Here is a 13,779-nt window from a genome sequence, read left to right as displayed (position 1 = left end):
GGTGCCGGTCAGGCCTGGCTACCGTCCGGCCGGTGACCGCACCGGGCTCGCTCGAGCCGCCCCGCGCCACCGGGCCGCACGGCCTCGTGCGGGCGCCCGCGACCAAGGACCAGGCCGACGCCCACCGCTTCGGCCTGCGCCGGTTCGAGGCGGCCCTGGTCCGTGCGGACCCCGTGCTCGCCCACGAGCTGCTCCGCTCGCAGCGCCGGGCCGCGTTCGCCGGCGTCGTGCTGGGCGTGCTCGGGCTGGTGGCGGCCGCGGTGATCGCCGCGGTGTCGCCGCGGCCGGACTGGACGCAACAGTCGCTCGTCGTGGGCCGGGCCTCCGGCGCGCTGTACGCCGTCGCGCACGACCCGGACCGGCTGGTCCCGGTGGCCAACGCGGCGGCCGGACGGCTGGTCGTGGCGGCCCTGGGTGGCGGGGCCGGGACGGTCGAGCCGAGGGTCGTGCGGGACGAGGACCTCGCCGTCGCTCCCCGCACCCCGGCCGCCGCGGTGCCCGGCGCCGTCGCCGTGCGCACGGACGGCCCGCCCGTGCCGGACCGCTGGGCCGTCTGCGACCGCGTCGGCCGTGGCGCACCCCGCCGGACCCTCGTCCTCGCGGGCTCCTTCGCTCCCCCCGCCCGACCGCCGATCCCGGCCGGGGAGCGCGCCGTCGCCGCAGGTCCGGGTGGGACCGGCTCCTCGGCCGCCGGATCGGCCCCGGCAGCGGGCCCGCTCCCGGGGCTGCTCCTCTCCGGTGGCGCGGGGGACACCTGGGCGGTGATCGGGGGCGTCCGGCACCGGATCGACCCGGCGGACGCCGTGGTCGTCGCCGCGCTCGGGCTGACCGGGCACACCCCGCGGCAGGTCGGCACAGGCCTGCTCTCCGCGATCACCGAGGGACCCGCGCTGCGTTCACCGGTCCTCGCCACGGGGCCGGGACCCGCCGGACTCGGCGAGGACGCCGGCACCGTGCTCGTCGTCCGGCCGCTGAACGGGCCCGCCCGCTACTACGCCGTGCTGGCCCGCGGCGTCCAGGAGATCCCGGGGACCCTCGCCGAGGCGTTGCGGGCGCGCTCGGGCGCGGACCCGGTGGAGGTCGCGCCCGGCACCGTCGCCGAGGTCCCGGCCGTCGCCCAGCTGGACGCGGCGGCCTGGCCGGTGTCCGCGGGCCCGTGGGCGGACCCGCCGGACGGGCACGTCGTGTGCTGGACCTGGGCTGGTGGCGTGACGGACGTGCGGACGGCCGCGGAGCCGCCGGTGGCCCCGGGGGCCGTGGCCGTGGATCTGGCCGCGGCGGACGGTACGGGCCCGGGGACGGACACGGTGGTCCTGCGGGACCCGGGCCCGGTGCGGGCGCACAGCGCGTCCGGGGGCGGGACGCTGTGGCTGCTGTCGGGCGCCGGTGTGGTTTACGGCGTCGCGGACGACGCGACCGGCGCCGCCCTCGGCGTCATCGCCGCGGCCGACGCACCGGAGGCGGCCCTGCGGCTGCTGCCCGCCGGTCCGGCGCTGGACCTCGCGGCGGCCCGGGCCGTGGTGGACGGGCTGCCTCGCTGAGGCTCGTGCGCCGCAGCCGCCGCAGGAGCGGGAACAGGGCGCCGACGAGGACCACGGACATCCCGGCCGCGATCGCGATCCCGGTCGTCGACGGGTCCGAGGGCAGCGCCGACGCGGGCTGCAGCAGGGATCCGGCCGTCGGGTCCGGGACAGCGGAGGTGGGCAGCGCGGACAAGGCGGCGAGCGGGTCCACGACCCCGTACCCGACGGAGTCGATCCGTGCCGCGCCCGCGCCCGCCCCGGCGGGCCGCCGCGCGGTGTCCGCAAGCCGCTCCGCGACCTCGGCGGCGCTCAGCCCGGGGTTGCGCTCGCGCACGAGTGCGGCCAGCCCCGCGACGAGCGGGACGGCGAAGCTCGTGCCCTGCAGGTCCTGCGCGGTGAGCCCGGATCCGACACCGAGCGAGCGCAGCCCGGTGCCCCGCGCGGCGACGTCGACCCAGGGGCCGGGGACGGTGAACGGGGCCGCGGCGTCGTCCGGGCCGACCGCCCCGACCGTCAGGACCCCGTCGCCGAGCACGCCGACGCCCGGCATCCGGGCGTCGGCGTCACCACCCGCCCACGCCGCGCCCCCCGGCAGGGAAACCTCGTCGCCGCGGCCGGTGCAGTTCCCACCACCGGCGTTCCCCGCGGCCGCGACCACCAGCACGTCCGCCGCGGCCGCCCGGCGCAGGGCCTCCCGCAACGACCGGCCGACGACGGCGGCGCGCGCGGGTTCGAGGCACACGGCCTCGCTCACGGTGACCACGGAGGCCCGCAGCTCGACGGCGCGCAGGAGGGCCGCGGCGAGGGTGTCCGTGTCCCCGGCGGGCCGGGCCCCCGTGCCGTCCTGCCCCGTGCCGTCCTGCACCGTGAAGGAGGGGCTGAGCTGCCGGATCGCGATGATCTCGGCGTCCGGCGCGATGCCGACCACGTCGTCGTCCGGGCCTGCGGCGGCGCCCAGCAGCCCGGCGACGGCGGTGCCGTGGCCGTCGCAGTCGTCGAGGCCGTCACCGCCGGTGAGGTAGTCCCCGCCGCCGCGCAGGTTCGGCAGCCGCGGATGCGGGGACACCCCGGTGTCGATCACCGCGATGCGCTGGCCGGCGCCGCGGGCGAGCGTGTGGAGGCCGTCGGGGACAGGGCCGGGGACCGGAGCGAGCCCGCCCGACCCGTCCGCGCCGGCGTCGACACCCGGGGCGACGCACGCGGTCACCTGGCGCAACCCGGCCGCGGGCCCCGGCTCGGCCAGCGGCGCCAGGGCCAGGACCGCACCGAGCAACGCGGTGCCCGTCACCATCCGCGGACCGCGGCGAACAGGCCGGTGACGGCGAACGCGAGCGGTACGGCTGCCGCGGTCAGCACCAGCTCGGTGAGGTCCGCGATCCGCCGGAGGACGGGAGACGCGCTCCACCCGGAGGCGACGGCGAGCGCCCCGGCGGCCCCGGCCAGCAGCACGCCGAGCAGGGCCGTGGCCACGAGCACCCGCTGAGCGGGTCCGGAGGCGCCCAGCCCCGCGCCCGTCGCGGCGGTCCCGGCCGCGAGCAGCGCGGCGACCTGCATGCTCCGGGCGGGCAGCCGTTCGGCGAAGGCCCGGGAGCGCAGCAACAGCACGGCGACGCACACCGCCGCGAGTGCCGGGCCCGGGACGCCGGGATCGGTCGCCGCGGCGGCTGCGCCGACCGCGACGAGGACCGCGTCCGCGGTGACGATCCCGGCGAGGTGCCCGCGGGCGAGATCCGCCCGGCCCCTCGCGTCCGGGTCCCCGCCGGGGATCGGGCCCGTCGGCGCCTCGCCGGCCAGATCGCCGCGCGCGGGGACCCCCGCGAGCCGCAGCGCCAGCCTCGGCAGCACCGGCCCGGCGGCCAGCGCGACGGTCCCGGCTCCGACCGCGAGGGCGACCGGCGGGACGTCGAGGAGGAACGCGATCCCCGCGGCCGGTACGACGACGAGCGACACCAGGATCGCCGCGACCAGCGGCGGCGCGACGATGCGCAGCACGGCCTGCCCGGCGGTGGCCGCGACCCCGGCGGCCGCGGCGGCGGTGAGTACCGCGGCGGCCGGCGGCCCGGGCGGCACCAGCCAGCCCGCGGCCGCCGCGAGGGCGACCCCGGTCAGCGCCGCGGCCACGGTCCCCGGCCGGTGCTCCGAAGCGGACTCCGCCGGCGCGCGGGCCGTCTGCGCCGCGACGGCGGCGGCGGACGCGGAGCCGAGTGCCGCGACGAACGCCGCGGCCAGGGCGGCCCCGCCCGTGCCGCGCACCGCCGCCAGGGACGCCGCCGCGACGACCGCGACCAGCAGTGCCGCGCCCGGTACCGCCCAGCGCCCGGATGCCGCGGTGCGCGTGCCCTCGGCGACGGCCGCGGCGACGGCGTCCACCGGGTCGTCGAACACCGGGGGCGGGGGCGCCGGCCGGGCCGGGCCGATCCGCAGCAGCTCGCCGTCGAGCACGCCCAGGCCCTCGAGCGTGGCCGCGGGCGGGAGCACGCCGCCGGCGGCCCCGGTGAGCTGCCAGGGCAGCAGCGCCGGGTCACTCCGGGGCTCACCGATCAGCTCCAGGACCATCGGGACGAGCTCGGCGACCGGGACGTCCGCGGGCAGGGCGACGTCCACCCGGCCCTGCGGCGCGACGAGCGTGATCCGGGAGAACGCGGTACCGGTCGTCATGCCGTCCTCCGGAGCTGGTGACTTCTGCGAAACGCCCCCGCGGGTGGCCGGGGCCTTGCGAGTATCACCGGGCCCGGGGCCGTCCCGTGGGCGAACGGGAGAAGTCGTGGGGGTAGCTGTGCCGAGCACGATCGCGGTCCGCCGGGCCCGCCGCGAGGTCCCGCCGATGCCCACCGGCGAGCTCCCCGTCGAGCCACCGCCGGAGCCGGAGCGGATCGTCCCCGGCGGGATCCTGAACCGGCTGATCCCGGCCGCCACGATGCTCGGTTCGATCGGGTTCGTCGCGGTGATGGGCGTCGACAACCCGACGTCCTGGCTGTTCGGCGGGATGTTCGCGCTGTCGTCGATCGGCATGCTCGTCTCCGGGGCGGGCGGCCGCGGGGACCGGACGGCGACGCTCGACGAGGACCGCCGGGACTACCTGCGCTACCTCGGGCTGCTGCGCGGCCGGGTTCGTGCGGTCGCCGACGCGCAGCGGACGGCGCTGGAGTCCGCGCACCCGCCTCCCTCGGCGTGGCCGGCGGTGCTCGCGGCCGGGCGGCTGTGGGAGCGCCGCGCCTCGGACGAGGACTTCTGCCGGCTCCGCGTCGGCCTGGGCGCGCAGCGGCTCGCGACCAGGCTGAGCCCGCCGCGGACCGGCCCGGTCGACGGCCTGGAGCCGGTCACGGCGCTCGCGCTGCGGCGGTTCCTGGTGCGGCACACGGTCGTCCCCGCGCTGCCGGTCGCCGTGGACCTCGCCGCCGGGCCCACCGGCACGGCGCTCTGGCTGGAGGGCGAGGACCCCTCGGACCTGGACCCCGCACGGGCGCTCGCGCGCGCTCTCGTGGTGCAGTACGCGCTCTGGCACAGCCCGGCCGACGCGCTGCTCGCCGTCCTCGCCCCGGCGTCGCTCGTCCCGCAGTGGGAGTGGGTGAAGTGGTTGCCGCACAACGCCCATCCCCGCCGGGAGGACGCGCTCGGTCCGATCCGGATGATCAGCGGAGACGGCGACGACGTCCGGCGCTGGTGGCTCGACGAGGGCGCCGGCCACTCCGGGAACCTGCTCCTGATCGTCGACGGCGCGGCGTCACCGGGCGCGTGGGCGAGCTCGCCCGGGGTGACCGTGCTGCGCGTCGGGGCCCCGCCGGGACGCCGGGCGGCGCCGTCGGTGGTGCGGCTGCTCGTCGGGCCGTCGTCGCTGGCCGGCCCGGGGAGGAGCACGGTTACGGGGTCCCCGACGCGGTCACCGCCGCCGAGGCGCTCGCGTTCGCCCGTCGGCTCGCCCGCTACCGGCCTGCCGACCCGGACTGGAGCGACGGTCCCGAGGATCACGGTCCGGACACCGCCGCGGGCCTGCCCGAGCTGCTCGGGCTGTCCGCCGGGATCGGCCCGGAGACCGTCGACCCGCTCCGCCGGCGCTGGCGCGGCACGCCCGCGGACCGGCTGCGCGTCCCGCTCGGCCTGGACTCCGCGGGCCGTCCGGTCCTGCTGGACCTCAAGGAGTCCGCGCAGGGCGGCAGCGGCCCGCACGGGCTCTGCGTGGGCGCCACCGGATCCGGGAAGAGCGAGCTGCTGCGCACCCTGGTCCTCGGGCTAGTCGCGACGCACTCCCCGGAGGATCTGAACCTGGTGCTCGTGGACTTCAAGGGCGGCGCCACGTTCCTCGACCTCGGCGGCCTCCCGCACGTCTCCGCCGTGATCACCAACCTGGCGGACGAGCTGGCGCTGGTGGACCGGATGGCGGACGCCCTGGCCGGGGAGATCACCCGCCGCCAGGAGCTGCTGCGGGCGGCGGGCAACCTCTCCGGGATCGTCGAGTACACCGAGGTGCGGGCCGGCGGAGCCTCGCTCGCGCCGCTCCCGGTGCTGTTCATCGTGGTCGACGAGTTCTCCGAGCTGCTCGCCCGGCGCCCGGAGATGGTGGACCTGCTCGTGCAGATCGGCCGGCTCGGCCGCTCGCTGGGCCTGCACCTGCTGCTCGCCTCCCAGCGCCTCGACGAGGGCCGGTTGCGCGGGCTCGAGTCCCACCTCTCCTACCGGATCGCGCTGCGCACCTTCTCCGCATCGGAGTCCCGGGCGGTGCTCGGCGTGCCGGACGCGCACCGGCTGCCGCCCGCGCCGGGGTCCGCCTTCCTCGCGACCGGGACGGACGAGCTGGTGCGCTTCCGCGCGGCCTACGTGTCCGGCCCGGTCTCCGGCCCGGCGGCGCCCGTCGTCGGCGTGCGCCGCGCCCGCCTGTTCGGGATCGCGCCGGTCACCGACGAGCCCGCGGCGCCGCCGGCCGCCTCGGGCGCCCGGTCCGTGCTCGACGAGGCGGTCGCCGCGCTGGCGGACCGCGGGCCGCAGGCGCACCGGGTCTGGCTGCCGCCCCTGGACGTCCCGCCGCCGTTGGACCAGGTCCTCGCCCTGAGCACCGGGGGGCGGCTGCGGGTGCCCGTCGGCGTCGTCGACCGGCCGTACCTGCAGCGCCGGGACCCGCTCGTCGTCGACCTCGCCGGGGCGGCCGGGCACGTCGCCGTCGCGGGCGGCCCGCGGTCGGGGAAGTCGACGGCCCTGCGGACGCTCGTCACCGCGCTCGCCGCGACCCACAGCCCGTCCGAGCTGGGGGTCCACGTGATCGACATGGGGGGCGGCGGCGGACTCGCCTCGACGGCCGCGCTGCCGCACGTCGGGACGGTTGCCGGGCGGGGAGAACCGGACCTGGTTCGGCGGGCCGTCGCCGAGGTCGCGGGCCTGCTGGAGCGGCGCGAGGAGCTGTTCCGGACGGCCGGCCTGACCTCCGTCGACGAGTTCCGTGCCCGCCGGGCGGCCGGGGCGTTCCCGGACGAGCCCGCGACGGACGTGCTGCTCGTGATCGACGGCTACGCGTCCTTCCGGGCGGACTTCGAGGCCGTCGAGGCGCGGCTGCTCCCGCTGGCCACCCGTGGCCTGGCGTTCGGGCTGCACCTCGCGCTCTCGGCGGGCCGCTGGAGCGAGATCCGTCCCGCCCTGAAGGACCTGCTGGGCAGCCGGATCGAGCTACGCCTCGGCGAGCCGTCGGACTCCGAGGTGGACCGGCGCAAGGCCGCCGACGTGCCGCGCGGGCCGGGGCACGGGCTCGCCCGGGACGGCGCCCCGATGCTCCTCGCCGCCCCGCGGACGGACGCCCCGGACGGGGAGTCCGCGCTGATCGCCCGGATCGTCGCGGCGCACCCCGGCGCGGCGTTCCCGCCGGTCAGGCTGCTGCCCGGACGCATCCCCGTCGCCGAGCTCGCGGCGCTGCCCGGGGGCACGGGCCTGCGGATCGGGGTCGACGAGGAACGGCTCGGGCTCGTCGAGCTCGATCCGGCAGTGGAGCCGCACCTGCTGTGCTTCGCGGACGCGGAGAGCGGCAAGACGTCGCTGCTGCGGCTGCTGGGGCACGCCGTGGCCGCGACCTGCACCCCGGAGCAGGCCCGGCTCGTGGTCGTCGACCACCGGCGTGGGCTCCTCGGCGCCCTCCCGGACTCCCACCTGCTCGCGTTCTGCGGCACGGCGGACGCCACCGCCGCCGCGGCCCTGGACCTCGCCGAGTCGCTGCGCCGGCGGCTTCCCGGACCGGACACGACCCCGCGCGCGCTGCGGGAACGCAGCTGGTGGAGCGGCCCGGACGTGTGGTTGCTCGTCGACGACTACGACCTCGTCGCGCCGTCCGGTGCGGTCGGGCCGCATCCGTTGCTGCCGCTGCTGGAGTTCCTGCCGCAGGCCAAGGACGTGGGCCTGCACGTCGTGGTCGCCCGGCGCAGCGGCGGCGCGGGCCGCGCCCTGTTCGATCCCGTGCTCGGCCGCCTGCGCGAGCTCGGCTCGCCGGGCCTGGTGATGAACGGCAGCCCGGACGAGGGCTCGCTGGTCGGCTCCACGAAGCCGGCGCCGATGCCGCCGGGCCGCGCGACCCTGGTGGACCGCAGGGGTGCCCGCTGCGTGCAGCTCGGCTGGCTGGCGCCGGAGGAGGGCTGATGTCCGTGCGCGTCGCCGTGGACGTGGGGAGTACCGGGACCCGGGTCGCGGCGGCCGAGCCGGGCGAGGAGCCGCGGCTGCTCGGCGTGCTGCCCGCCGGGACGTCCGGGCCCGCCGCGGTCGCGCTGCTCGTCGCCGGGACGCCGCGGGACGTCCTGGTGCTCGGCACGTCGATCCCGCGGGCCGTCGCGGCGACCGGGGGCCGTCCCGGGGTCCGGCTGGTGGTCGACGCGGGCGCCTCCGGCACGACGTTGTCCCTGGTCGACGGCCTGCGGGTGCTCCGTGAACGGCGCGTCCCGATCGGCGGCGCGACGCTGGACGACGCGGTGGGCGCGGCCCTCGGCGCGAGGCTCGGCACCGGACCCGCGCGGCCGGGGAGCGCCCGCGCCGTCCGGGAGGCGCTCTCGCTGCGCCCCGAGATCCGGCTGCGGGCCGGGGACACCCGCGTGCGGATCGGGGCGGACACGGTGCGGGAGGCGCTGGTGGGGCCGCTCGCCGAGCTGGTGCGCCACGCGCGGGGTGCGGCGGCGGAGACGCTGCTGGTCGGTGGTGTGGCGCGCACACCGCTGCTCGCCGAGCTGTTCGACGGCGCGGGTCCGGCGTCGGTGGTCGTCGCGGACCGGCCCGAGACGGCGGCGGTTCGAGGCGCGCTCGACGTGCCACTGCCCGTGCCCGACCCCCCGGTGGAGCCGGCCGAGCACGTGCGCCTGCCGCCGGTCCCGGGCGGGCGGCGGCTCACGCCGCGGCGGCTCGCACTCGCGGTCGGGGCGGTCGTCGTCGCGGCGGGGCTGCTGGAGGTCGGGCAGCTGCTCCCGGCCCCGGAGGTCGCCGCGTCGCCGTCGGACCTCGTGGTCCAGTACGGCTACTCCGTCCCGCTGCCCGGGGGGTGGGAGCACACCGGTGGCGAGCCCGGACGGCGGCGCGTCCTGCTCACCCCGAGGGACGCCCCGGACGGTGCCGAGCTGATCTCCGTCGAACGCACCGCCCTGGGCTACGACGCCACCCGCGAACCGGAGCGCGCGCACGCGGAGCTGCGCGCCGCCTACGCCGGCGGGCTCGCGGCCGGCGAGGCCCTCGAGGACCTCGATCCGGACGCCCGCTTCGCCGGACGCCCGGTGGTGCGGTTCCGCCAGCTCCTGTCCGGCGGAGCCGTGCACGTCGACTGGTACGTCGTCCTCGACGGGACGGACCAGCTCAGTGTCGGGTGCCGGTACGCGGGCCCGGCCCCGGCGGACGCCTGTGCGGAGGTGGTGTCGGGGGTCCGCGGCGTATGACCGCGGTGCGGCCCCCGCCTGCTCACCGGGCGCTCCCACCCGAGAGCGTTCCCGATCGTGAAGGGTGGTCCCGAACGGCCACGGGCGCCGCGGTCGCCCTGCGATCGTCACCGCAGAAGGCCGGCCACACCGGTGGCCGGACGAGCGATACCCAGGGGTGATGCGCGATGGCCGGTGGATTCGGGACGAGCGTCGAGGAGATGCAGCGGGCGGGCCGGCAGGTCCTGTCCGTGGACCAGGACGTGCGGTCGGAGCTGACGTCGCTGCGCACGCAGCTCGAGCCGCTCGCGGGCGCGTGGCGGGGCGAGGCGGCCACCGCGTTCGCCGGGCTGATGGCCCGCTGGGACGCCGACGCCCGTTCGCTGAGCGAGGCGCTGCGCGGGATCGGCGAGTCCATCCAGGGCTCGGGCCGGACGTACCAGCAGCAGGAGGACGCCCAGTCGTCCGCCCTGTCCGCGATCCGCCGGACGCTGGGCTGATCGCCGTGTCCGAGATCAAGGTGACGTTCGGCGAGCTCGCCGCCGCCCAGACCTCCGTCGCGGGCACCGCCCGGCGGATCGCCGCCCAGCTCGAGGACCTCAAGCGCCGGCTGGCGCCGCTGGCGGCCACGTGGGAGGGCCAGGCCGCCGTGGACTACGCCGCGAAGCAGCGGCAGTGGGACACCGCGGCGGCGGACCTGGGCGCGGTACTCGCCCGGATCGGGGTCGCGCTCGGCGCCGCGAACGACGGTTACCAGCAGGTCGAGCGGGCCAACGCCGGGCGCTGGACGTAACATCTCCACCGGCGCCGTCGCAGGCCGTTGACCTGGGGTTCCGCCGCGGGGAGGGGGCGTTTTGCACTCCCTTCCCCGCGGCGGGTACCCTGATGTTTCGTGTTGCGGCGGGTGGAGACCCGCGATCACCTCCGGGTGATCGTCTGCTGGTGCGGAGGTTCCGACCTCCGCGCGGCCGGCGTCCACAGCGCCGCACGATGAACGAGAGACGACCCTTCGAGGCATCCCGAGCCCGAGAACGACGAGGTAGATCCGTGTCCACGTACAGCCCCAAGCCCGGCGAGATCACTCGTGCCTGGCACGTGATCGATGCGTCCGACATCGTGCTCGGCCGCCTGGCCACCCACGCGGCGACCCTGCTGCGCGGCAAGCACAAGCCGACCTACGCCCCGCACATGGACACCGGCGACTTCGTCGTGATCGTCAATGCGGAGAAGATCGCGGTCTCGGGCAACAAGCGCACCGACAAGTTCGTGTACCGGCACTCCGGTTACCCGGGCGGCCTCCGGCAGCGCTCGGTCGGCGAGATGATCGAGAAGCACCCGGACCGGCTGGTCGAGAAGGCCATCACGGGCATGCTCCCGAAGAACCGTCTCGGCCGCGCCATGGCCAAGAAGCTGAAGGTGTACGCGGGTCCGTCGCACCCGCACGCCGCGCAGCAGCCGCAGCCGTTCGAGATCACCCAGGTCGCCCAGTGACCACGCCCAGCAACGAAGAGGGACAGCCCGTGACCACCCCCGAGGCCCCCGACCAGGAGGTCTACACCTCCGACTCGGACAACGCCGAGAACGACTACACGATCGGTGACGCGGCCGGCTACGACGCCGACGCCGCCGACACGGACGCTGTCGACACGGACATCGAGTCCGGCGAGGACTTCGCCGTCGACGCGCCCGTCGTGTCGGACCACCCCGTGCAGACGGTCGGCCGCCGCAAGGAGGCCATCGTCCGGGTGCGCCTCATGCCCGGCACCGGCAAGTTCCAGCTCAACGGCAAGCCGCTCGAGGTCTACTTCCCCAACAAGCTGCACCAGCAGCTCATCCGGGAGCCCCTCGTCACGGTCGAGAAGACCGAGCGCTTCGACATCTTCGCCAACCTCTCCGGTGGCGGGACGTCGGGCCAGGCCGGCGCGCTGCGCCTGGCCATCGCCCGCGCGCTCATCGAGGTCGACCTCGAGGACCGCCCGGCCCTGAAGAAGGCCGGCTTCCTCACCCGTGACCCGCGTGCCGTCGAGCGCAAGAAGTACGGCCTCAAGAAGGCCCGCAAGGCGCCCCAGTACTCCAAGCGCTGATCTCACCCGGATGCGTCGACTCTTCGGAACCGACGGCGTCCGAGGCCTGGCCAACGGCGAGCTCCTCACACCGGAGCTCGCCGTTGCCGTGTCCGCCTCGGCCGCCCGTGTGCTCGCCGCCCATCGTGGCGCCGCGAGCCGACCTGTCGCGGTCGTGGGCCGCGACCCCCGGGCCAGCGGCGAGATGCTCGAGGCCGCCGTTCTGGCTGGCCTCACCTCGGCCGGTGCGGACGCCGTGCGCGTCGGGGTGATCCCGACCCCCGGCGTCGCGCACCTGGTCGCGGAGCTGGGCGCGGACCTGGGTGTCATGATCTCGGCGTCGCACAACGCCATGCCGGACAACGGCATCAAGATCTTCGCCGCGGGCGGCCACAAGCTGCCGGACGCGATCGAGCTGGAGATCGAGCAGGCGATCGACGCCGGGCCTGCCCGGCACCGGCCGACCGGTGCCGCCATCGGTCGCGTCCGGGACCAGACGGACGCCGTGGACCGCTACGTCGCCCACCTCCTCACGAGCACCCCGCGGACGCTGGCGGGCGTCCGGGTCGTCGTGGACTGCGCGCACGGTGCCGCCGCCGAAGCCGCTCCGGCGGCCTACGCGAAGGCCGGCGCGCAGGTCGTGGCGATCCACGCCTCCCCGGACGGGCTGAACATCAACGACGGCGTCGGATCGACCCATCTCGGTCCGTTGCAGGAGGCCGTGGTCGCCCACGGCGCGGACCTGGGCATCGCGCACGACGGGGACGCGGACCGCTGCCTCGCCGTCGACGCGGCGGGTCACGTCGTCGACGGGGACAAGATCATGGCGGTGCTCGCGCTCGCCATGAAGGACGCCGGCACGCTCGTCGACGACGTCCTGGTCACCACGGTCATGAGCAACCTCGGCCTGCACATCGCCATGCGCGAGGCGGGCATCGGGCTGCGGGTCACGGGCGTCGGGGACCGGTACGTGCTGGAGGAGCTCCGCGCGGGCGGGTTCAGCCTCGGCGGCGAGCAGTCCGGGCACATCGTGCTCCCGGACCACGCCACCACCGGCGACGGTCTGCTCACCGCGCTGCGGCTGATGGCCCGGATGGCGGAGACGGGCTCGTCGCTCGCCGAGCTGGCCGGGATCGTCACGACGCTCCCGCAGGTGCTGATCAACGTGTCCGTGGGGGACAAGGCCACCGTCGCCGCGTCGGCTGCGGTGGCGTCGGCGGTCGCCGAGGCCGAGGCGGAGCTCGGGGACACCGGCCGCGTCCTGCTGCGCCCGTCGGGCACCGAACAGCTGGTCCGGGTGATGGTCGAGGCCCCCACGGCCGAGATCGCCCAACGCACCGCCACCCACCTCGCCGAGATCGTCGCCTCCGCCTGACCCCGAGCGCCGCGACCCGCGGGGGGAGCACCCCGCGAGTCGCGACCGGGGACCGCGCGAGTCGGGATGTGGGACCGCGCGAGTCGCGATGTGGGACCGCGCGAGTCGCGATGTGGGACGGCGCGAGTCGCGATGTGGGACGGCGCGAGTCGCGGTGTGGGACCGCGCGAGTCGCGGTCCACCGCCGCGCGAGACGGCACCCGAGCTGCTGGGCCGCAGCCTCGAACGAGGTGAGCCCCGGTCGTCAGGTCGGCTCGTCCCCGTCCGGCAGCAACGGCAGCACGACCCCGCGCGAATCCTGCGTGTGCCGGCCCTCGGTCCCCGGTAACCGGGCGGAGCCGCTGCGGGCCGGGCCGGTCGGACCGTGCAGCACCGCAGGGCCCTCGTCGTCGCTCCCGGGCATCGCGATCCGACGGACGACGCGCGCGAGCTCCGCGGCCAGGTCGGCCTGCCGGCCCAGTTCCCGGCCGACCAGGTCCGTCCGCTCCACCCACGTCCGTCCGCGTCCGTCCGGGCTGGCCTCCTCGATCGTCCGGCTGAGCCGGGCCGCGTCGGCGACGGCGTTCTGCAGCCGCTCCGCGAGCAGCGACAGCCCGTCCGCCGGTCGGTCCGCGTTCACACCCACCCCCCCGGACCGAGGACGACGGCGCCGTCGAACCCGGTCAGCGCAGCATGCTCGGCGGCACGGCTGCGCCTCGCCGCCCGCCCCAGTTCGTCCGCGAGCCCGGCGATCTCCTGCGCCGCCCGCCCGACGGTGAGCCGGAGCTCTTCGTGCTCGTCCGCGACCGCGCGCGGCAGCAACCCGTCGGGATCCAGCGCCGGGAGCCCGCCGAGGTCGGCTGCCAGCGCGGCCGCGAGTGCGGCGGCGGCGTCGAGCCCGTCGGGGTCGTGATGCAGGTCGGCACGCACGCCGACGAGCATCGCGCGCCATCCCCTCGGCGCGGGGCGCAACG

At 77.2% G+C, this 13,779-nt stretch carries 12 protein-coding genes; 8 read left to right on the top strand and 4 right to left on the bottom strand.

Translation table 11 applies throughout. From position 1 onward, the window contains the following. Positions 1-32: 32 nt before the first annotated feature. Complete coding sequence (eccB, locus tag WBK50_RS28020; RefSeq protein ID WP_341338461.1) at positions 33-1,541, top strand: type VII secretion protein EccB; 1,509 nt, start codon at positions 33-35, stop codon at positions 1,539-1,541. Here eccB and mycP read toward each other — a convergent pair. After that, complete coding sequence (mycP, locus tag WBK50_RS28015; protein ID WP_341338460.1) at positions 1,435-2,814, bottom strand: type VII secretion-associated serine protease mycosin; 1,380 nt, start codon at positions 2,812-2,814, stop codon at positions 1,435-1,437. The two genes, eccB and mycP, sit on opposite strands and share 107 nt — an antisense overlap. Beyond that, positions 2,808-4,181 (bottom strand): type VII secretion integral membrane protein EccD, encoded by a 1,374-nt coding sequence (eccD, locus tag WBK50_RS28010; protein WP_341338459.1) that lies wholly within the window; start codon positions 4,179-4,181, stop codon positions 2,808-2,810. Before eccD ends, mycP begins: the two co-directional genes overlap by 7 nt. A gap of 1,077 nt (positions 4,182-5,258) precedes the next feature. On the opposite strand from eccD, the gene eccCb reads away from it, so the two are divergent. From eccCb to glmM, 7 genes are all read left to right on the top strand, one after another. Beyond that, positions 5,259-8,135 (top strand): type VII secretion protein EccCb, encoded by a 2,877-nt coding sequence (eccCb, locus tag WBK50_RS28000; RefSeq protein ID WP_445942315.1) that lies wholly within the window; start codon positions 5,259-5,261, stop codon positions 8,133-8,135. Continuing rightward, on the top strand, positions 8,135-9,409 hold the full coding sequence (locus WBK50_RS27995) for a type VII secretion-associated protein (RefSeq protein WP_341338457.1): 1,275 nt from the start codon (positions 8,135-8,137) through the stop codon (positions 9,407-9,409). Before eccCb ends, WBK50_RS27995 begins: the two co-directional genes overlap by 1 nt. A gap of 167 nt (positions 9,410-9,576) precedes the next feature. Continuing rightward, on the top strand, positions 9,577-9,888 hold the full coding sequence (locus tag WBK50_RS27990; protein WP_341338456.1) for a WXG100 family type VII secretion target: 312 nt from the start codon (positions 9,577-9,579) through the stop codon (positions 9,886-9,888). 5 nt (positions 9,889-9,893) lie between these two features. Beyond that, a complete protein-coding gene (locus tag WBK50_RS27985; RefSeq protein WP_341338455.1) occupies positions 9,894-10,181 on the top strand; it encodes a WXG100 family type VII secretion target in 288 nt (95 codons plus the stop codon). Positions 10,182-10,435: 254 nt separating this feature from the next. Then, the gene (gene rplM / locus WBK50_RS27980; RefSeq protein WP_341338454.1) at positions 10,436-10,879 is read left to right on the top strand and encodes a 50S ribosomal protein L13; all 444 of its coding nucleotides are present in this window, start codon (positions 10,436-10,438) and stop codon (positions 10,877-10,879) included. Between the two features lie 161 nt (positions 10,880-11,040). Next, on the top strand, positions 11,041-11,472 hold the full coding sequence (gene rpsI / locus WBK50_RS27975; protein WP_341339526.1) for a 30S ribosomal protein S9: 432 nt from the start codon (positions 11,041-11,043) through the stop codon (positions 11,470-11,472). Positions 11,473-11,482: 10 nt separating this feature from the next. Beyond that, positions 11,483-12,826, top strand: a complete 1,344-nt coding sequence (gene glmM / locus WBK50_RS27970; RefSeq protein WP_341338453.1) for a phosphoglucosamine mutase — start codon at positions 11,483-11,485, stop codon at positions 12,824-12,826. 244 nt (positions 12,827-13,070) lie between these two features. Here glmM and WBK50_RS27965 read toward each other — a convergent pair whose 3' ends face one another. Further along, entirely contained in the window at positions 13,071-13,445 is a 375-nt protein-coding gene (locus WBK50_RS27965) for a hypothetical protein (protein ID WP_341338452.1), read from the bottom strand. Further along, positions 13,442-13,735 carry a hypothetical protein gene (locus WBK50_RS27960; protein ID WP_341338451.1) on the bottom strand — a complete coding sequence of 98 codons (294 nt, stop codon included), beginning with the start codon at positions 13,733-13,735 and terminating at the stop codon, positions 13,442-13,444. The genes WBK50_RS27965 and WBK50_RS27960 overlap by 4 nt, the downstream gene beginning before the upstream one ends. Positions 13,736-13,779: the final 44 nt, after the last annotated feature.

Origin of the sequence: Pseudonocardia sp. T1-2H (assembly GCF_038039215.1) — a bacterium.
GTDB lineage: Bacteria > Actinomycetota > Actinomycetes > Mycobacteriales > Pseudonocardiaceae > Pseudonocardia.
This window is presented reverse-complemented; position numbering and strand designations above follow the sequence as displayed.